The sequence below is a fragment of the Wolbachia endosymbiont (group A) of Ischnus inquisitorius genome (assembly GCF_964026985.1).
In the GTDB taxonomy this organism is placed as follows: Bacteria; Pseudomonadota; Alphaproteobacteria; order Rickettsiales; family Anaplasmataceae; genus Wolbachia; species Wolbachia pipientis.
Genome location: NZ_OZ034715.1, coordinates 1,000,596 through 1,016,989, shown reverse-complemented (window position 1 = coordinate 1,016,989; position 16,394 = coordinate 1,000,596). Strand labels below are relative to the sequence as shown.

At 34.6% G+C, this 16,394-nt stretch carries 29 protein-coding genes and 2 tRNA genes; all 31 read left to right on the top strand.

Annotated elements, in window-relative coordinates; translation table 11 throughout:
* Positions 1–56 precede the first annotated feature (56 nt).
* The 31 genes from carA to AAGD90_RS05165 all read left to right on the top strand — a co-directional run bounded on the left by carA (position 57) and on the right by AAGD90_RS05165 (position 16,358).
* The gene (gene carA, locus AAGD90_RS05315; RefSeq protein ID WP_341821767.1) at positions 57–1,256 is read left to right on the top strand and encodes a glutamine-hydrolyzing carbamoyl-phosphate synthase small subunit; all 1,200 of its coding nucleotides are present in this window, start codon (positions 57–59) and stop codon (positions 1,254–1,256) included.
* Between the two features lie 114 nt (positions 1,257–1,370).
* A tRNA-Tyr gene (locus AAGD90_RS05310) sits at positions 1,371–1,453 on the top strand.
* Between the two features lie 4 nt (positions 1,454–1,457).
* Positions 1,458–1,528 (top strand) — tRNA-Gly (locus tag AAGD90_RS05305).
* A 78-nt stretch (positions 1,529–1,606) separates the two neighbouring features.
* On the top strand, positions 1,607–2,779 hold the full coding sequence (gene tuf / locus AAGD90_RS05300; protein ID WP_010962759.1) for an elongation factor Tu: 1,173 nt from the start codon (positions 1,607–1,609) through the stop codon (positions 2,777–2,779).
* Positions 2,780–2,793: 14 nt separating this feature from the next.
* Positions 2,794–3,114: a 30S ribosomal protein S10 gene (gene rpsJ / locus AAGD90_RS05295; RefSeq protein ID WP_012673184.1), complete on the top strand. Its 321-nt coding sequence runs from the start codon at positions 2,794–2,796 to the stop codon at positions 3,112–3,114.
* A gap of 9 nt (positions 3,115–3,123) precedes the next feature.
* A complete protein-coding gene (rplC, locus tag AAGD90_RS05290; RefSeq protein WP_006279218.1) occupies positions 3,124–3,846 on the top strand; it encodes a 50S ribosomal protein L3 in 723 nt (240 codons plus the stop codon).
* 2 nt (positions 3,847–3,848) lie between these two features.
* On the top strand, positions 3,849–4,463 hold the full coding sequence (gene rplD, locus AAGD90_RS05285; protein ID WP_012673183.1) for a 50S ribosomal protein L4: 615 nt from the start codon (positions 3,849–3,851) through the stop codon (positions 4,461–4,463).
* Positions 4,460–4,747, top strand: a complete 288-nt coding sequence (locus tag AAGD90_RS05280) for a 50S ribosomal protein L23 (protein WP_209473095.1) — start codon at positions 4,460–4,462, stop codon at positions 4,745–4,747. Before rplD ends, AAGD90_RS05280 begins: the two co-directional genes overlap by 4 nt.
* Before the next feature lies 1 nt (position 4,748).
* Positions 4,749–5,573 (top strand): 50S ribosomal protein L2, encoded by an 825-nt coding sequence (gene rplB / locus AAGD90_RS05275; RefSeq protein WP_341821766.1) that lies wholly within the window; start codon positions 4,749–4,751, stop codon positions 5,571–5,573.
* Positions 5,574–5,576: 3 nt separating this feature from the next.
* On the top strand, positions 5,577–5,861 hold the full coding sequence (gene rpsS / locus AAGD90_RS05270) for a 30S ribosomal protein S19 (RefSeq protein ID WP_006279181.1): 285 nt from the start codon (positions 5,577–5,579) through the stop codon (positions 5,859–5,861).
* A 5-nt stretch (positions 5,862–5,866) separates the two neighbouring features.
* The gene (gene rplV, locus AAGD90_RS05265) at positions 5,867–6,214 is read left to right on the top strand and encodes a 50S ribosomal protein L22 (RefSeq protein WP_007549821.1); all 348 of its coding nucleotides are present in this window, start codon (positions 5,867–5,869) and stop codon (positions 6,212–6,214) included.
* 39 nt (positions 6,215–6,253) lie between these two features.
* Positions 6,254–6,868, top strand: a complete 615-nt coding sequence (gene rpsC, locus AAGD90_RS05260) for a 30S ribosomal protein S3 (protein ID WP_010962753.1) — start codon at positions 6,254–6,256, stop codon at positions 6,866–6,868.
* Between the two features lie 14 nt (positions 6,869–6,882).
* Entirely contained in the window at positions 6,883–7,296 is a 414-nt protein-coding gene (gene rplP / locus AAGD90_RS05255; RefSeq protein ID WP_010962752.1) for a 50S ribosomal protein L16, read from the top strand.
* An 11-nt stretch (positions 7,297–7,307) separates the two neighbouring features.
* Positions 7,308–7,511 (top strand): 50S ribosomal protein L29, encoded by a 204-nt coding sequence (gene rpmC, locus AAGD90_RS05250; RefSeq protein ID WP_006279350.1) that lies wholly within the window; start codon positions 7,308–7,310, stop codon positions 7,509–7,511.
* Complete coding sequence (gene rpsQ / locus AAGD90_RS05245; protein ID WP_007549925.1) at positions 7,504–7,740, top strand: 30S ribosomal protein S17; 237 nt, start codon at positions 7,504–7,506, stop codon at positions 7,738–7,740. Before rpmC ends, rpsQ begins: the two co-directional genes overlap by 8 nt.
* 13 nt (positions 7,741–7,753) lie before the next feature.
* Positions 7,754–8,113 carry a 50S ribosomal protein L14 gene (gene rplN, locus AAGD90_RS05240; RefSeq protein WP_006279348.1) on the top strand — a complete coding sequence of 120 codons (360 nt, stop codon included), beginning with the start codon at positions 7,754–7,756 and terminating at the stop codon, positions 8,111–8,113.
* Positions 8,113–8,430, top strand: coding sequence for a 50S ribosomal protein L24 (rplX, locus tag AAGD90_RS05235; protein WP_006279347.1), 318 nt, complete (start codon positions 8,113–8,115; stop codon positions 8,428–8,430). Before rplN ends, rplX begins: the two co-directional genes overlap by 1 nt.
* A 6-nt stretch (positions 8,431–8,436) precedes the next feature.
* On the top strand, positions 8,437–8,970 hold the full coding sequence (rplE, locus tag AAGD90_RS05230) for a 50S ribosomal protein L5 (protein WP_010962750.1): 534 nt from the start codon (positions 8,437–8,439) through the stop codon (positions 8,968–8,970).
* Positions 8,971–8,986: 16 nt separating this feature from the next.
* A complete protein-coding gene (gene rpsN, locus AAGD90_RS05225; protein ID WP_006279345.1) occupies positions 8,987–9,295 on the top strand; it encodes a 30S ribosomal protein S14 in 309 nt (102 codons plus the stop codon).
* A gap of 21 nt (positions 9,296–9,316) precedes the next feature.
* Complete coding sequence (gene rpsH, locus AAGD90_RS05220) at positions 9,317–9,712, top strand: 30S ribosomal protein S8 (RefSeq protein ID WP_007551150.1); 396 nt, start codon at positions 9,317–9,319, stop codon at positions 9,710–9,712.
* Between the two features lie 16 nt (positions 9,713–9,728).
* Positions 9,729–10,274 (top strand): 50S ribosomal protein L6, encoded by a 546-nt coding sequence (gene rplF, locus AAGD90_RS05215; protein WP_007551152.1) that lies wholly within the window; start codon positions 9,729–9,731, stop codon positions 10,272–10,274.
* 5 nt (positions 10,275–10,279) lie between these two features.
* Positions 10,280–10,651 carry a 50S ribosomal protein L18 gene (gene rplR, locus AAGD90_RS05210; RefSeq protein WP_006279867.1) on the top strand — a complete coding sequence of 124 codons (372 nt, stop codon included), beginning with the start codon at positions 10,280–10,282 and terminating at the stop codon, positions 10,649–10,651.
* A gap of 12 nt (positions 10,652–10,663) precedes the next feature.
* On the top strand, positions 10,664–11,176 hold the full coding sequence (gene rpsE, locus AAGD90_RS05205; RefSeq protein WP_341821765.1) for a 30S ribosomal protein S5: 513 nt from the start codon (positions 10,664–10,666) through the stop codon (positions 11,174–11,176).
* Between the two features lie 3 nt (positions 11,177–11,179).
* Complete coding sequence (gene rplO, locus AAGD90_RS05200; protein WP_006279863.1) at positions 11,180–11,650, top strand: 50S ribosomal protein L15; 471 nt, start codon at positions 11,180–11,182, stop codon at positions 11,648–11,650.
* A gap of 3 nt (positions 11,651–11,653) precedes the next feature.
* Positions 11,654–12,982, top strand: coding sequence for a preprotein translocase subunit SecY (gene secY / locus AAGD90_RS05195; RefSeq protein ID WP_010962747.1), 1,329 nt, complete (start codon positions 11,654–11,656; stop codon positions 12,980–12,982).
* The gene (locus tag AAGD90_RS05190) at positions 12,979–13,620 is read left to right on the top strand and encodes an adenylate kinase family protein (protein WP_077188177.1); all 642 of its coding nucleotides are present in this window, start codon (positions 12,979–12,981) and stop codon (positions 13,618–13,620) included. Before secY ends, AAGD90_RS05190 begins: the two co-directional genes overlap by 4 nt.
* Before the next feature lie 59 nt (positions 13,621–13,679).
* Complete coding sequence (gene rpsM, locus AAGD90_RS05185; protein ID WP_010962745.1) at positions 13,680–14,048, top strand: 30S ribosomal protein S13; 369 nt, start codon at positions 13,680–13,682, stop codon at positions 14,046–14,048.
* A gap of 24 nt (positions 14,049–14,072) precedes the next feature.
* Entirely contained in the window at positions 14,073–14,459 is a 387-nt protein-coding gene (gene rpsK, locus AAGD90_RS05180) for a 30S ribosomal protein S11 (protein WP_015589137.1), read from the top strand.
* A gap of 21 nt (positions 14,460–14,480) precedes the next feature.
* A complete protein-coding gene (locus tag AAGD90_RS05175; RefSeq protein ID WP_012673178.1) occupies positions 14,481–15,548 on the top strand; it encodes a DNA-directed RNA polymerase subunit alpha in 1,068 nt (355 codons plus the stop codon).
* 7 nt (positions 15,549–15,555) lie between these two features.
* Positions 15,556–15,984 carry a 50S ribosomal protein L17 gene (gene rplQ / locus AAGD90_RS05170; protein WP_007550873.1) on the top strand — a complete coding sequence of 143 codons (429 nt, stop codon included), beginning with the start codon at positions 15,556–15,558 and terminating at the stop codon, positions 15,982–15,984.
* A gap of 23 nt (positions 15,985–16,007) precedes the next feature.
* The gene (locus AAGD90_RS05165; protein ID WP_341821764.1) at positions 16,008–16,358 is read left to right on the top strand and encodes a YraN family protein; all 351 of its coding nucleotides are present in this window, start codon (positions 16,008–16,010) and stop codon (positions 16,356–16,358) included.
* The last annotated feature ends 36 nt before the right edge of the window (positions 16,359–16,394 follow it).

The window sequence follows — 16,394 nt, the reverse complement described above, 5'->3', positions numbered from 1 at the left end:
TACGTATTATTTGAAATTCTTGTATACTGTTTTGAATCAGTTAAATAGATAATGAAGTGCAGGACACAGTTTTAATTTTACAAGATGGCAAGTGCTTTTGGGGAAAATCAGTAGGTAAAAAAGGCAAATGCATAGGTGAGGTCTGTTTTACCACTGGTATGACCGGTTATCAGCATACTATAACTGATCCTTCTTTTGCCGATCAAATTATAACGTTCACTTTTCCTCATATTGGTAACGTTGGAATAAACCATAAGGATAATGAAGGAAAGAAAATTTTTGCAAGTGGTGTGGTTATGCGTGAACTTTCTTCTATGTCCCACCCTTCTTCATATATCAGTTTAAATGATTGGTTAGAGAAAAATAACGTGATTGGGATATCAGGAGTTGATACTAGAGCTTTAACGAGACATTTGAGAGAACATGGATCTCAAAATGGAATGATATGCTCATCGAGTAAGGCGCATGCATTAGACAAATTGAAGGAATACAAACCTGTAAATGGGATAGAAATAACTAATAAGGTTAGTTTAAATAACAGTTTTGAAAATAATAGACTAGCGGAGCACTTTGTCATCCAAGTAGCTGACTACTCGGATCCAGCAAAAAATATATGGATTCCAGTGTCACGCACTGGAATAACATCAGATAGAGCTATTGACCTTAATGCAAAATATAGGATTGTAATCGTTGATTTTGGCGTAAAAATCAGTATAGTTTCACGCTTAATAGAACTTGGTTGTACAGTTGAATTAATCAGACCAAGCACAGGTTTTGCTCAAAAAGTGTTGAGTATGAATCCAGATGGTATAGTGCTTTCAAATGGTCCTGGTGATCCGCAAGAAATAGGAGAAAGTGTAGTTTCAGAAATAGACATTATTATAAAATCTAAAATACCAATTTTTGGCATATGCATGGGCCATCAATTACTTGCGATTACTTTGGGGGCAAAGACCATCAAGATGGATATAGGTCACCGAGGGAGTAACCATCCAGTTTATGATGTAATTAGTGGAAAAGTTGAGATCACTAGCCAAAATCATGGTTTTGTTGTTGATTCAGCTTCTCTTCCAAGTAATGTTGAAATTACTCACATTTCTCTATTTGATAATAGTGTAGAGGGAATAATGATGAAGGATTACCTAGTCTTTTCTGTGCAATATCATCCAGAAGAAGCGCCAGGTACGCATGATTCGCATTATTTGTTTAGGCGTTTTATTGGCAATATTGTGTTATATAAAATGAAATCTGCATGATTTTAATCAGGGTAGGTTTTATTGCTTGATTTTTTAATTTTAGGCGTTTAGTATTAAATACAATAAGAGCTTAAGTTAAGATGCTAAAATAGTATTCTCTTAACAAATTTTTGCGGAGGAGTGACCGAGTGGTTAAAGGTAACAGACTGTAAATCTGTCCGCGTGAGCGTACGTAGGTTCGAATCCTACCTCCTCCATTGTGCGGGTATAGCTCAATGGTAGAGCTCTAGCCTTCCAAGCTAGTGACGTGGGTTCGATTCCCACTATCCGCTCTTTTTTTTGTTGTATTTTTATAAAATCAACATATTATTTATTGATGTATTTGTATTTTAGGTAGAAAAGTTTAAATTATGACAGCAATAGTGGAAGCATTTGGAAAGCCGCATGTAAATGTGGGAACGATAGGACATGTGGATCATGGGAAGACGACGTTAACAGCGGCGATAACGAAGCATTATGGAAATTTTGTAGCGTACGATCAGATAGATAAAGCGCCAGAAGAAAGGAAGAGGGGGATAACGATAGCAACAGCGCATGTTGAGTATCAGACGGAAAAAAGGCATTATGCACACGTTGATTGTCCTGGACACGCTGACTATGTAAAGAACATGATAGTAGGTGCAGCACAGATGGATGCGGCGATATTGGTAGTGTCGGGGGTTGATGGGCCAATGCCACAAACGAGAGAGCATATATTGCTGGCGAAGCAGGTAGGTGTTGGATATATCGTGGTGTATATAAATAAAGCTGATGTTGCTGATGCTGATATGATAGATTTAGTAGAAATGGAAGTGAGGGAATTACTGAGTAAATACGGATTTCCAGGGGATGAAGTGCCTGTGGTGGTTGGTTCAGCGCTCAAGGCGCTGGAGGATGACAGCAGCGAATATGGAAAGAAATCAATAGATAAATTGATGGAAAAGTTAGATGAATATGTAGCGGTTCCACCAAGGCCTGTGGATTTACCATTTTTATTGCCAATCGAAGATGTATTTTCGATATCGGGGCGAGGAACAGTGGTAACAGGAAGAATAGAGAAGGGAGAGATAAAGACGGGAGAAGAGATAGAGATAATAGGTCTGAAAGCGACGCAAAAGACGATATGCACAGGTGTTGAGATGTTTAAGAAGTTGCTGGATAAGGGAAGTGCAGGACTCAATGTAGGAATATTGTTAAGAGGAACAAAAAGAGAAGAAGTGGAGAGAGGGCAAGTATTAGCGAAACCGGGGACGATAACACCGCATAGAAAGTTTAAGGCGGAGGTTTATATATTAAAGAAAGAGGAAGGAGGAAGGCATACACCATTTTTTGCGAATTACCAGCCACAGTTTTATTTAAGGACAACGGATGTAACTGGGAGCATAAAATTGCTAGATGGGAAGGAGATGGTAATGCCAGGAGATAATGTGAGTGTAGAAGTAGAATTGCAAGTACCGATAGCAATGGATAAGGGATTGCGTTTTGCGATAAGAGAAGGCGGTAGAACTGTTGGTTCTGGTGTTGTTTCTGAAATTTTGGAGTGAGTGTAGTAACTAAGATGAAGCAAGATATATATATTAACATTAAGGCTTTCGATTGTTCTTTATTGGAGGAGTGTGTTCGAAAATTTGTTGATGAATTAAAGCGGTCCAGTGCAAAATTATCTGGTCCGATTGCGTTGCCAAGGAAAGATTCTAAATTTATTGTTAATAGATCTCCTCACGTTGATAAAAAATCTCGTGAACAGTTTGAAATGAGAACTTCTAGGCGTTTGATTGTTTTACATGATCTTACTCCTACTATGATGCAGATGCTTACAGGTTTATCTTTTTCTGCTGGCGTAGAAGTGGATTTAAAAGTCAAGGAAGTTAAGGTTTAGGAGAAGGAAATGAAGAGAATAAATTCGCTGAGGAGAATTGGTTTACTAATGATGAATATTGGTCATACTGCTATGTATTCTGACAATAGTCGCATGGCTGTAACTTTATTGCATCTCAGCGAAACTTATATTATTGATATAAAAGGACAAGATAAATGTGGCTATAATTCAGTCATTTTAGGCACAGGAGATTTTAAAAATATAGCAAAACCTCAGTTGGAATATTTAAAGAAAAAGGGTATAAATAATAAATGTAAGTTATACGAAAGTAGATTAAATGACCTGTCGGGAATAGAATGTGGTAAAAAAGTGGGAATCAATCATTTTGTGGTTGGTCAATATCTTGATATTACGGGTTATTCTATAGGTAAAGGATTTGCTGGTGTGATGAAGCGGCATAATTTCAGTGGGCTTAGGGCATCTCATGGTGTTTCTATTGCTCACAGATCACAAGGTTCCACTGGCCAATGTCAGGATCCTGGTAGAGTATTCAAAGGAAAGAAAATGGCTGGTCATTTAGGTAACAGCAGGATAACTGCACAAAATATGAAGATATTATCCATTGATCATGAAAATAGTATAATTGCTGTGAAGGGTAATAATGTTCCTGGGTTTAAAAATTCCTATGTTTTTGTAAGAGATGCAGTTAAAAAATCTTTACATAAAGATGTTCCTTTTCCGGTAGGTTTACTGTTAGATGTAAATGATGATGCTAGTAATTTGGTAAGTTAGTTATGGAATGTAATTTAGTTAATCTATCTAATGATAATGTAGGTACTGCTCAGCTCAATCCTTTGATATTTTCTGCTAAGCAAAAATTGAGTATTTTGCATGATATAGTGAGATGGCAATTAGCGAAGAGAAGAGCTGGTACTCATAAAACAAAAGGTATTAGTGATGTCTCTGGTACAACAGCTAAACCTTATGGTCAAAAACGTACCGGTAGGGCAAGACAAGGGAGCTTGCGATCTCCTCAATTTAGAGGTGGTGGGATTATTTTCGGCCCTGTTGTGAGGAGTCATACTTATTCTCTTAATAAGAAGGTACGCAAATTTGGTTTAAAAATTGCTTTATCTCTAAAGTACTTAAATAATCAAGTAATTATTCTGGATAATTTAAATATTGATGTGAAGAAAACGTCTGAAATGTGTAAATGTATTAAAAATTTTAAATTTTCTTCCTTTTTGATAGTTGGTGATTATGGAGATGATTTGTTGCGTGCGGCTAAAAACTTGCACTATGTAGACTTAATCAAACCTATTGGGTTAAATGTTTTTGATATATTGAATCACGAATGCGTGATGTTGACAAAGGATACTTTAAAGCATCTTGAAGGTAGATTGTTATGATCAAATATAATAATATAATAAAATCTCCTATAATTACAGAAAAGGCCTCTTTTTTGAGGGAGAAGTTTAATAAATATTCTTTGTATGTTTTTGTAAATGTAAATAAGCGTCAAATAAAGTTGGCAATAGAGTCTCTATTTGATGTTAAAATTTCTTCTATAAATGTTGTTAGAATTAAGCCTAAATATAGGCGTTTTAGGGGTGTGGTTGGTTGTGAAAAACAGAAAAAGAAAGTTTATTTTTCTTTGATGGATGGTCAAAAATTAGATATAATGAGCGTTTAGTATGGGTATGAAATTTTTTAATCCTGTTACTCCGTCTTCTCGTGGGACTGTGTTAGTAAGTAAAGTTGGTTTATCAAAAGATGAGCCAGAAAAGTCTCTTACATCCGGTAAAAAGTCCAGTGGTGGAAGAAATAATCATGGTAGAATTACAACTCGTCATAGGGGTGGTGGTCACAAAAAGAAGTATAGAGTGATAGATTTTAAGCGTAATAGAAGTGGTCAAGGTATAGTTGAAAAAATAGAGTATGACCCAAATAGAAGTGGGTTTTTGGCGTTAATATCATATAAGGAAGATGATATTAAGTCTTATATATTAGCTCCTCAAGGTATGAAGCCAGGTGATGTTGTTACAGCTGGGAATGATGCTGATATTTTGCCAGGGAATTGTTTACTACTCAAGCATATACCTGTTGGTTCTTTCGTTCATAATGTTGAGCTGAAGCCAGGTAATGGTGCTGCGATTGCTAGAGCTGCTGGTTGTTATGCACAAATCGTTGGTCGTGATGGCCAATATGTTTTATTACGACTCAGGTCTGGTCAAATTAGGTTGATTTTATCTTCTTGCAAGGCTGCTATTGGTGTAGTATCTAACCCTGACCATAAGAATAGAAAGTTGGGTAAAGCTGGGAGAAGTAGGTGGCTTGGGATTAGACCTACTGTACGTGGAGTTGCAATGAATCCGGTTGACCATCCTCATGGAGGCGGGGAAGGAAAAACCTCTGGTGGTCGTCATCCTGTTACTCCTTGGGGTGTTGCAACAAAAGGAAAGAAAACTCGAAGGAGAAATAAATCTAGTGATAAGTATATAAAACAATTGAAAGGTTAGTTTATGAGTAGATCTGCATGGAAGCCTCCTTTTTGTCATCCTTCTATATTAAAGTCGGTGAATAATGCTTTAAACAAGGGGTTTGTTAACATGGCTATAAAAGTTCATTCCAGGGCTTCTGTAATTCTTCCTAATTGTTTAGGTTTAAAGTTTGCTGTTTATAATGGTAAGGATTACATTCCTGTGAATGTTAATGATCAGAATATGATAGGTCATAAGTTTGGTGAGTTTTCACCCACTCGTAAATTTACTGGGCATAGTGGTGATAAAAAGGCGACAAGAAGGTAATTGATATGAAAAACAGAGATGTAATAGTTAAAGCTGGTTCTAGGGTTTTAAAATCAACTCCTCGTAAATTGAATTTGGTTGCTGGTTTAGTACGTAATAAAAAAGTTTCTTTTGCCACTGTGCAATTAAGATTTTGTGAAAAGAAAGCTGCAGGTCTTATAAGGAAGGTATTAAATTCTGCGATTGCTAATGCTCAAAATTATGGATTGGATATCGATAATTTATATATAAAAGAAATTTTAATAGGTAAGTCTCTTACTTTGCGTAGGGTATGTCCAAAAGCTATGGGTAGAGCTAATAGAGTTAGTAAACGTTATAGTAATATAACTGTAAAATTGGGGGAAATTATATGATTCATAAAAATAGAAAATTAATAAGGAAAGTGCAAAAATATGGGAAACGTTAATCCTAAAGGATTTAGGTTAAAAATAATTAATACTTGGTCATCTATTTGGTATGCTGAGAAGGGTTATAAACAAGGGTTGCATCAAGATTTATCTATTCGCAGTTATATAAATGAATCTTTTAAGCATGCTGGTGTTTCTAAAGTAATTATAGAGCGTACGATCGATTTGGTATCTGTAATAATACATTCTTCTAGACCTGGAGTGATAATAGGTAAGAAAGGCTCGGATATTGAGAAGATAAAGCAAAAGATAGCTGAAAAAGTAAAAAATAATGTGGAAGTGAATGTAGTAGGGGTTAAAAGGTCTGAAATAGATGCAGTTTTAATATCAAACAGCATTGCACAGCAGTTAGAAAAAAGGGTTTCATTTAGAAGAGCGATGAAAAAAGCTATTCAAAGTTGTTTGAGGATGGGTGCTAGAGGTATTAAAGTAAGTTGTTCTGGGCGCCTTGGCGGAGCTGAGATAGCTCGTACTGAGTGGTATAAAGAAGGCCGTTTGCCTTTGCATACTTTACGTGCTAATATAGATTATGCTTTTGCTGAAGCAAAAACTATATATGGCATCATAGGAGTTAAGGTCTGGGTTTATATTGGTAACTAATTAGGTATATTGAAATGTTTATTCCTAAAAAAAGTAAATATAAAAAAGTATTTAAAGGACGAATTAAGGGTAACACGAAAGGTGGTAGCACATTATCTTTTGGAGATTATGGTCTAAAGGCTATGGAAGCAGGTAGGATTCAATCTAAGCATATTGAAACTGCAAGGCGTGTAATATCTAGAACATTAAAACGCTCTGGTAAAGTGTGGATAAGAATTTTTCCTGATACCCCTGTTAGTAAAAAGCCGGCGGATGTGCGTATGGGTAAAGGGAAAGGTAGTGTTGAGTTTTGGGTATTTAAAGCTAAGCCCGGTAGAATGTTGTTTGAAATTAGCAGTGATGTTCCCATGCATTTAGCAAGATTGGCGCTTGAAAAGGCAACTGCTAAGCTTCCTATGAAGTGTAAATTTGTATCTAATCATAATTAAATGGAGTTGCAATGGATATAGCTGACATTGAATCGAGGTCCTCGCAAGAATTGCATGAAATTCTTGTGAATTTGAGAAAAGAGTTTGTTAATTTGGTTTTTCAAAAGAAGCTGGGCCAGTGCAACAATATTTCGCGTTTTAGCTTAATAAGAAAGAGCATAGCTCGTATTTTAACTACATTAAATAAAAGAAGAAGAGAGGAAAAGAATGCCTAAAAAGGTTTTTTGTGGTACTGTAACTAAGGCTAAGTGTGATAAGACTGTAAAGGTTTCGGTATTACAAGTGTATAAGGATGAGCTGTATAAAAAGGTTATAAAAAAATACAAGAAGTATACAGCACATGATGAGAATAATAGTTGTAAAGAAGGGGACAAGGTTTTAATACAAGAACACAAGCCTATTTCTACTACTAAAAAATGGGTTATTGTTAATAGCTCACATTGAATAGGATATTTATATGATTCAAAAAAATACATTGTTGGAAGTAGCTGATAATTCTGGCGCGCGTGCAGTGCTTTGTATTGGTTTATTGGGTGGTAGAAAGTCTGCATCTATAGGTGACACAGTTATTGTATCTACTAAATCTATTACTCCAAGAGGGAAAGTTGAGAAGGGAAAAGTATATAGAGCAGTTGTGGTGAGGGTGAAAAGCCCTATTAGGAAATCTGATGGTTCTGTAATTCGTTTTTCTAGCAATGCTGTAGTTTTGATTAACGATCAAGGTGAACCACTTGGCACTCGGGTGTTTGGTCCGGTAAAAAAGTTATCATCTGGTTCTTTTATGAAGATAATGTCATTAGCTGTTGAGGTTTTATAATGAGTGCTAAAATAAAAAGTGGTGACGACGTTATAGTTTTAACTGGTAAAGATAAGGGAAAAATTGGTAAGGTAATCAAAGTTATAGCACGTGATGCTAAAAAGAAAGTAATTGTTTCTGGAGTGAATGTGCATAAGAGACATACTAAACCAAAAGCTGGTAGTAGTGGTGGTATATTAAATAAAGAGTTAGCTATTGATATATCCAACGTTGCAACATTGGACCCTAAATATAAAACTCCAACTAGAGTGGGGTTTAAGGTTATAGACGGTAGAAAAGTGCGTTTTGCAAAAGTTTCTGGAGAAGTGATAGATTAGGTTGATATGTTTAAAGAATTGTATAAAGATAGCATAGTAAAGTCCTTGAAGGATAAGTTTAATTACGGCAATATAATGCAAGTGCCTAAACTTGTCAAGGTGTGTATCAATATGGGCGTTGGAGATGCTGCTACAGATAGTAAAGCAATAAATGAACCACTTGATAGCCTATATTTGATTGCTGGGCAGAAGCCTTTATCAACTTTTGCAAAAAAATCTATTTCTGGCTTCAAGATCAGAAAAGGTGCTACAGTAGGTTGCAAAGTAACTTTGCGTAGAGATAAAATGTATGAGTTTTTAGAAAGATTGATATATATTGCTTTGCCAAGGGAAAAAGATTTTAGAGGATTTAGTGTGAAGCAATTTGACGGTAATGGTAATTTTTCCTTTGGTATAAAGGAACATATCTCGTTTTTAGAAATAGACTATGATAAAATAAGTAAAATTAGAGGTATGGATATTAATATTATAACAAGTGCAGTTAGTGATAAGGAAGCAAAGGAATTATTACTGGCTCTTAAATTTCCTTTTTTTGATTAATTGAGAGGAGAAATATATGGCAAAAAAATCTATGATAGAAAGAAATCTTCGCAGAATAAAGTTGTGCGATCAATATAAAGAAAAAAGAGAAAAATTGAAATCTATAATAAATAATAAGAATTTGTCTATTGTAGAAAGGTTTACAGCTCAAAATAAATTAATTAAAAAATTGCCTAGAAATTCTTCTAAAACCAAAATTAGAAATAGGTGTGCTTTAACTGGGAGACCAAGAGGAGTATATAGAAAATTTGGTTTATGTAGAATTGTTTTGCGTGATTTATGTTCTTTTGGGCAAATTCCAGGAGTTACAAAGTCTAGTTGGTAAATATAATATAAGGAGTATATTGTGGCGTTATCTGATAGTATTGGTGATTTTTTAACAAGGATACGTAATGCTCAATTGGCAATGCATAGGGCAACAAGGGTACTATTTTCTAAGATGAATTCTTCTATATTGGAGATTTTAAAAGAGGAAGGGTATATCCTTGATTATGAAAAGCAAGTTGTAGATAATTTACCTTCTTTCATTGTAAAATTGAAGTATTATGAGAAGTCACCTGTAATTAGTGACATAGTTAGGGTGTCAAAGCCTGGTTGTCGTCGTTATTCTAAGTATAAGGACATTTCTAAAGCATATAATGGTCTTGGTATTTTTATTATATCGACACCCAAAGGAGTGATGACTGATTATAATGCACATAAATTAAAGGTTGGTGGAGAAGTTTTGTGTCGTGTGTTTTAAATAATAGGAGAAATTCATGTCTCGTATAGGTGCTGCTCCTATCAATATTCCTGCTGGTGTTTCAGTTGAATATAATAATGGTAGTATGTTAATAAAGAGTGCTAAGGCTGAAAAGGAAGTTAGCTTGATCAGGGATGTTGTGTGTCAGATTATTGATAATCAGCTATTGCTTTCTGTTGATCAAGATAAAGATAATTATGATAAAATAAAGCCTATGTGGGGCACTTATAGGAGTAATATTAATAATATCATTAACGGCATGGTTGATGGTTTTTCTGTTAATCTTGAGATTAACGGTGTGGGATATAAGGCAGAGTGTGATGGTAAGTATTTGACTTTATATCTTGGTTATAGCCATAATGTTAAATATAAAGTGCCTAAAGATGTTGAGATTAAGTGCATAAAGCCAACTCACTTAGTAGTTAGTGGTATGGATAAGCAGAAGGTCTATATGGTGGCGTCTGATATATGCAAAATTAGAAAATATGATCCTTATAAAGGTAAGGGTGTTGTAATAAAAGGCAAATTTATGCTGCGTAAGGTTGTAAGTAAAAAGAAGTAATAAAAATGAAAAGATCGTATAATTTTTTAAGTAATTCTGAAAAAAGGAAGTTACGTAATAGAGCGAAGCTTGACAAGAGCGCTGAACGTTTACGTATATCCATATTTAAATCTAATAGGCATTTTTATGTCCAGTTAATTAATGATGTAAAAGGAATAACTCTCACTTCAGCTTCTACTTTGGATGCTAAAATTAAGGATGTATGTAAAGGGAAAGTCAACGCTGAAACTATAAAACAGGTTTCTTCTTTAATGGTTGAGCGTCTGTCTGGCATGAAATTAGAGCAGCAGCTTACGTTTGATCGTGGAGCGTATAAATACACAGGATTAGTTTCTCAATTTGCTGAGGCTTTAAGAAGTTCTGGATTTGAATTTTAGAAGGTTTTGAATATGGCTATAAAGAATTTACAAAATAATAATGATTTATCAGAGCTTTTAGTTTCGGTACGAAGAGTGACAACGGTTACCAAAGGTGGTAGAAGATTTTCATTTTCAATTTTGGTTGTTGTTGGCGATGAGAAGGGTAGGGTAGGGTGTGGAATAGGTAAGCACGCAGAAGTTGCTGAAGCAAGAGTCAAAGCTGTAAATGCTGCAAAGAAATCAATGATTAGAGTGTACTTGCGTGAAGGTAGAACTTTGCATCATGATATTAAAGCTAAATTTTGTTCTGGTGAGATAGTTTTAAGAACCGCAAGAGCCGGAACAGGTATTATTGCTGGTGGAGCGATTAGATCAGTTTTTGAGATGTTAGGTATAAAGGATGTGGTAGCTAAATCCACTAGATCAAATAATCCTCATAACGTTATATGTGCGGTGTTTAAGGCTTTTGATAGTATGTTATCTCCTCGTCAGGTAGCAAGCAAAAGAGGCAAAAAGATTAGCGAGATAGTTGGAAACAGGTAAAGTATGAATAATGCTGTAAAATTAAACTCTATATTTACTAAATTATCTAAGAAAAAGAAGCCTAAGTTGCTGGGTAGAGGTATCGGTTGTGGTAAAGGTAAAACATCCGGTAGAGGGCATAAAGGGCAGAAGGCTAGAAGTGGAGTTTCTATAAATGGTTTTGAGGGTGGACAACAGTCTATATATACTCGTTTGCCTAAAAGAGGTTTTAAGCCTATACGTAGGAGCATATACTCTATAATTAATGTTGGCGATATACAGCGCTTAATGGAAGCTAAAAAAATAGTGAAAGACTCTGTTATAGATAAGGAGAGGCTGTATAAATTAGGTTTTATAAAGTCTATTAAGGATAAAATTAAACTTCTTAATAAAGGTAAGTTGAGCGAAAAATTTGTGTTTCATGTTGATTTTGCGTCAGAAGCTGCAAAAAAATCTGTAGCTTCAGTTGGTGGTAGTGTGGAAATACTATCGTAAGTCATGGGCAATAAATCAGCATTTAATAGCTTGGATCCTACGTTGTTATATAAAGGCGATTTATTAAAGCGTATATTTTTTACGCTAATAGCTTTAATTTGCTATCGCTTGGGTACTTATGTGCCTATTCCTGGAATTAATCTTGATGTAATTAATGATATATTTCCCAAAGATGGCTCAGGCGTTTTTGGAGTATTTAATTTATTTTCTGGTGGTGCATTGGCTAGAATGACAATTCTAGCATTGAACGTTATGCCATATATAATGGCTTCTATCATTATTCAGTTACTTTCTTCTGCGATTAAAGGAATGAAGGAAGTTAAGAATGATGGAGAGTCAGGCCGTAGAAAGATGAATTCTTATATACGCTATCTGACCATAGTAATTTGTGTATTTCAATCAATTCCAATTTTGGTTGGATTGGAAGGGATGAATAGGGAAGGGGTATTGGTTGTAATCGAACCTGGTGTTATGTTTCGTACAATAGGTGTTTTCAGCCTTTTAGGTGGAACTATGCTTTTAATATGGCTTGGTGAACGAATCAGCGCTAGCGGTATAGGCAATGGTATCTCATTAATCATTTTCACGGGTATAATATCAGAGTTACACAGCGCTTTGTCATCTTTGTTAACGTTAAATAAAAACGGTAGCGTATCGTTATTTATTATCCTTTTTGTTTTGGTATTGTTTTTTTTGCTGCTACTCTTAGTCATTTTTGTAGAGTCTTCTTATAGAAAGGTTATTGTTCAACATCCTAAAAAGCAATTTAAAAGATTACATAATGACGATTTTACTTATATTCCATTGAAGATTAATTTATCTGGTGTAGTACCAACCATTTTTGCTAATGCAATTTTATTGACACCTATTTCAATTGCAAATTTCTATAAGGGGCACGCTTTTTCTGATTTTATTTTGAATTACTTTATGGCAAATAAAGTAGTATATATTGTAGCCTATTTGGTGCTGATAGTATTTTTTAATTTTTTCTATACCAATTTTATATTTAATCCAGAGGAAAACGCAGATTTTCTTAAAAAAAATGGTGGTTTTATACCTGGTAGAAGGCCTGGGAAACATACTTCTGATTACCTTCAAGATATAGTTTTTAAGTTGACATTCATTGGCTCTGCGTATTTGGTAGTCATATGTACTGTACCTGAAGTTATGAGATATTATTATGATATACCATTTATTTTTGGTGGGACGAGCTTACTGATTATAGTGAACGTTATTACTGATACTATTATGCAAATACAATCTTATATTTTTTCAAATAGGTACGACAACTGGATAAAGAAATATGAGTCTAAAACGAGGAAAGTAAGATGATCATTACGATTTTTGGTCCTCCAGGTTCTGGTAAAGGTACTCAGTCAAGCTTGTTAATAGCAAAATATAATTTAAAATTAATTTCAGTAGGGGATTTATTAAGGAATATTATATCTAGCAGTAGTGAGTTAGGTAAAAAAATAAAGGGTACCGTGGAATCTGGTAATTTAATTCAAGATGAAATTATATGTGGATTATTACGTGACCAGATTGCATTAGTGGATGATAATTGCTTATTAGATGGTTTTCCGAGAAATTTAAACCAGGCTCATTTTTTGACTCAAGTTTTGCAAGAAAAATATAATAGGGATGTTGACATTGTAGTTGAGCTGCAGCTTGACGATAATATTGCAATCGATAGGTTAAAAAATCGTCTCGCGTGTTTGGACTGTAAAAGCATATATAGTGTATCTTCTTTTAAGAGTACTACTTGTGCTAAATGTAAAAGTACGAGGTTAGAGAAAAGAATTGATGATGCTGATATGTCTGCAATTAATAAGAGAATAAGTGAATATCACCTTCAAATGAAAGGTTTACGCGAGTATTATAAAGGCAAATTATTAACAATTGACGCTAATTTGAGTGTTGATGAGGTAACGCAAGAGATTGAAAGTAAAATTTCTTGTAATTTGGTTTGACTCTGAGTTGTTTTATGGTATAAATTAAGAGTTGTTATTAATAAAGTATCGAGGTACCAGTGGCACGTATTGCAGGCATAAATATTCCAGTGAGGAAATGTGTTCCTTTTGCATTAACTTATATATATGGTATAGGTATTGCTACTGCGAATGTAATTTGTCACGCTTGCGAAGTTGATAAGCGCAAACGTGTTTCAGAATTACGAGATGAAGATATAGAAAAGATCAGCGGTTTCATTAGACAAAATTATGTTATAGAAGGTGAGCTCAGAAAAGAAGTGGCTATGAACATAAAATCTTTAGTGGAAATGGGATGCTATAGAGGGGTGAGACATAGAAAAGGTTTACCTGTGAGAGGGCAAAGGACTCATACTAATGCTAAGACTCGTAAAGGTAGATCTCGGTTGCCTATTGCTGGGAAAAAATAAAATTTATTATTATTGTGAGTTTTAATGAAAAAAGTCAAAACGGTTAGTAAGAGTAAGAAGGAGTTTATTACTGGTGTTGTCCATATTCGTGCAACTTTTAATAATACTTTTGTAAATGTAACTGATGTTCATGGTAATACGCTATGTCAAACTTCTGTGGGTGCATGTGGTTTTTCAGGTTCGAGAAAATCCACACCTTATGCTGCAGGTAAGGCTGCGGAGTCTGCTGCGAAGAACGCAATGGAGAGATTTGGTATGAAGGTTGTCTCTGTAATAATTCGCGGCCCTGGCTTTGGTACCGAAGCTGCGGTTAAAGCACTTCAGAGCTGTGGGTTGACTGTGACTTCAATTGCAGATAAAACCGCAATTCCTCATAATGGGTGCAGGTTAAGAAAAAAAAGAAGAGTATAGGATATTTGAAAAGGTTGTTTTATGTATTATAATAATGATGTTTCTCTCTGTAGCAATTTAGATAAATTGATTAAACCTAGTTCAGTTAAGGTAATATCAGATGATTCAAGTGAAAAAAGTGATATAGTGCTAGAACCGTTGGAAAGTGGTTTTGCTTTAACATTAGGCAATGCATTAAGACGTGTAATGTTATCTTCTCTTAAAGGTAGTGCTGTTTATGGAATAAAAATTGAAGGTGTAACTCATGAGTTCACTTCAATTCAAGGGGTGAGAGAAGACGTAACTGATATAGTATTAAATATGGGTATGTTGAGGTGTAAATTAAATGGTGCTTCTAATAAATGCTTAAATTTAAACGCTAAAGGGCCTTGCCAGGTATTAGCTGGGATGATAGAAACTGATGATCAATGCTCTATTGTTAATAAAGATTTGTTAATATGTACGCTGGGGCAAAATGTGGAGCTTAACATGACCATATATGTGGCTAGCGGAAAAGGTTATCTTCCTGTAACTAAATATAAAGAAAATGAACTTTTGAAGCTTATGAGTGAACAGGATTTAATTGGTTTTATTCCAGTTAATGCTTTGTATAGCCCTGTCAACAGGGTTTCGTACAGGGTAGAGAACAGTCGTGTTGGCCAAGTGACTGATAAGGATAAGCTGATATTGTCAATTGAAACTGATGGTACAATTTCTCCGAGTCAAGCTGTTGACTCTGCTGCAAGAATATTACAGGAGCAACTTCAGCCCTTTATTAGTTCTGATGTAAGTTATAAAAAATCGCAGGTTTCTTCGTCTAGTGGTGCTAAAGATTTGGGTTATGACCCTGTCTTATTGCGTAAGGTAGATGAAATGGAATTATCTGTCAGGTCTCATAACTGTCTGAAAAACGAAAACATCACTTATATAGGTGATCTTGTACAAAAGACAGAAGGTGAAATGTTAAGAACTGCTAATTTTGGCAGAAAGTCTTTGAATGAGATTAAGGCAGTTTTGACTAATTTTGGCTTGTCTTTGGGTATGAATGTGCTAAACTGGCCACCTAAGGATATAGATGAGTTGGCTAAACAACATACTGATGAAGATTAGGTGATATATGAAACATGGAATAAAAAAACGTAAACTATCTCGTTGTACTGAACATAGATTATCGACGTTAAAGAATCTATCTATCTCATTAATTAACCATGAGCAGATTGTAACTACTTTACCAAAAGCTAAGGAACTTCGTCCATATGTCGAAAAGTTTATTACAATTGCTAAGAATAAGAATACTTTACATGGTAGAAGACTTTTGCTTTCACGCCTTCATAATAGTAAGTTAGCAGTTGATAAGTTATTAAACGTCTTAGCCAGCCGTTATCAAGATCGTAAAGGTGGGTATTCTAGAATAATAAAATTTAGCACTCGAAAGGGTGATTGCGCTTCAATGGCAGTGATAGAACTGGTTGATAGGGATATTGCAGCAAGAGGTAAGGTTTATAGTAAAAATAAAGAAGGAGGCAAAGTAGTTACACAAAGTTAATTGTTATCATAATTGTTCTTCTTGTGGTAAGTAGGTTACGCTACTTTGTAGGTTACTTTGGCGAGTTATTAGTTTTAGTATATTTAAAACTGAAATGGTATAATGTTATAAAACGCCGTTACCGTTGTAAGTTCGGTGAAATTGACTTAATTGTATCTAAAAAAAAGGAGCTGATTTTTATAGAAGTTAAAACAAGTTTACTTGGAAAAGAAATACCGATATCTCATCTTCAATGTCAGTCTATTATAAATTCCTCTAAGTATTTCTTAAGTAAAAACCTTAGTTTTTTAGATTATTCAGTCAGATATGATTTATATTTTCTTTCCTTAAAGAAAAGACCTGTTTATATAAAAAATGCTTGGATTGAAGAATGAAAGATTTGTAGCTGAATTAATTTAGATTTACTGGAT

Bases quoted from the DNA above. Each gene is read 5' to 3' on its own strand.
- tuf (WP_010962759.1), top strand. From the start codon at position 1,607: ATGACAGCAATAGTGGAAGCATTTGGAAAGCCGCATGTAAATGTGGGA.
- rpsJ (WP_012673184.1), top strand. From the start codon at position 2,794: ATGAAGCAAGATATATATATTAACATTAAGGCTTTCGATTGTTCTTTA.
- rplC (WP_006279218.1), top strand. From the start codon at position 3,124: ATGAAGAGAATAAATTCGCTGAGGAGAATTGGTTTACTAATGATGAAT.
- rplD (WP_012673183.1), top strand. From the start codon at position 3,849: ATGGAATGTAATTTAGTTAATCTATCTAATGATAATGTAGGTACTGCT.
- AAGD90_RS05280 (WP_209473095.1), top strand. From the start codon at position 4,460: ATGATCAAATATAATAATATAATAAAATCTCCTATAATTACAGAAAAG.
- rplB (WP_341821766.1), top strand. From the start codon at position 4,749: ATGGGTATGAAATTTTTTAATCCTGTTACTCCGTCTTCTCGTGGGACT.
- rpsS (WP_006279181.1), top strand. From the start codon at position 5,577: ATGAGTAGATCTGCATGGAAGCCTCCTTTTTGTCATCCTTCTATATTA.
- rplV (WP_007549821.1), top strand. From the start codon at position 5,867: ATGAAAAACAGAGATGTAATAGTTAAAGCTGGTTCTAGGGTTTTAAAA.
- rpsC (WP_010962753.1), top strand. From the start codon at position 6,254: ATGGGAAACGTTAATCCTAAAGGATTTAGGTTAAAAATAATTAATACT.
- rplP (WP_010962752.1), top strand. From the start codon at position 6,883: ATGTTTATTCCTAAAAAAAGTAAATATAAAAAAGTATTTAAAGGACGA.
- rpmC (WP_006279350.1), top strand. From the start codon at position 7,308: ATGGATATAGCTGACATTGAATCGAGGTCCTCGCAAGAATTGCATGAA.
- rpsQ (WP_007549925.1), top strand. From the start codon at position 7,504: ATGCCTAAAAAGGTTTTTTGTGGTACTGTAACTAAGGCTAAGTGTGAT.
- rplN (WP_006279348.1), top strand. From the start codon at position 7,754: ATGATTCAAAAAAATACATTGTTGGAAGTAGCTGATAATTCTGGCGCG.
- rplX (WP_006279347.1), top strand. From the start codon at position 8,113: ATGAGTGCTAAAATAAAAAGTGGTGACGACGTTATAGTTTTAACTGGT.
- rplE (WP_010962750.1), top strand. From the start codon at position 8,437: ATGTTTAAAGAATTGTATAAAGATAGCATAGTAAAGTCCTTGAAGGAT.
- rpsN (WP_006279345.1), top strand. From the start codon at position 8,987: ATGGCAAAAAAATCTATGATAGAAAGAAATCTTCGCAGAATAAAGTTG.
- rplF (WP_007551152.1), top strand. From the start codon at position 9,729: ATGTCTCGTATAGGTGCTGCTCCTATCAATATTCCTGCTGGTGTTTCA.
- rplR (WP_006279867.1), top strand. From the start codon at position 10,280: ATGAAAAGATCGTATAATTTTTTAAGTAATTCTGAAAAAAGGAAGTTA.
- rpsE (WP_341821765.1), top strand. From the start codon at position 10,664: ATGGCTATAAAGAATTTACAAAATAATAATGATTTATCAGAGCTTTTA.
- rplO (WP_006279863.1), top strand. From the start codon at position 11,180: ATGAATAATGCTGTAAAATTAAACTCTATATTTACTAAATTATCTAAG.
- secY (WP_010962747.1), top strand. From the start codon at position 11,654: ATGGGCAATAAATCAGCATTTAATAGCTTGGATCCTACGTTGTTATAT.
- AAGD90_RS05190 (WP_077188177.1), top strand. From the start codon at position 12,979: ATGATCATTACGATTTTTGGTCCTCCAGGTTCTGGTAAAGGTACTCAG.
- rpsK (WP_015589137.1), top strand. From the start codon at position 14,073: ATGAAAAAAGTCAAAACGGTTAGTAAGAGTAAGAAGGAGTTTATTACT.
- AAGD90_RS05175 (WP_012673178.1), top strand. From the start codon at position 14,481: ATGTATTATAATAATGATGTTTCTCTCTGTAGCAATTTAGATAAATTG.
- rplQ (WP_007550873.1), top strand. From the start codon at position 15,556: ATGAAACATGGAATAAAAAAACGTAAACTATCTCGTTGTACTGAACAT.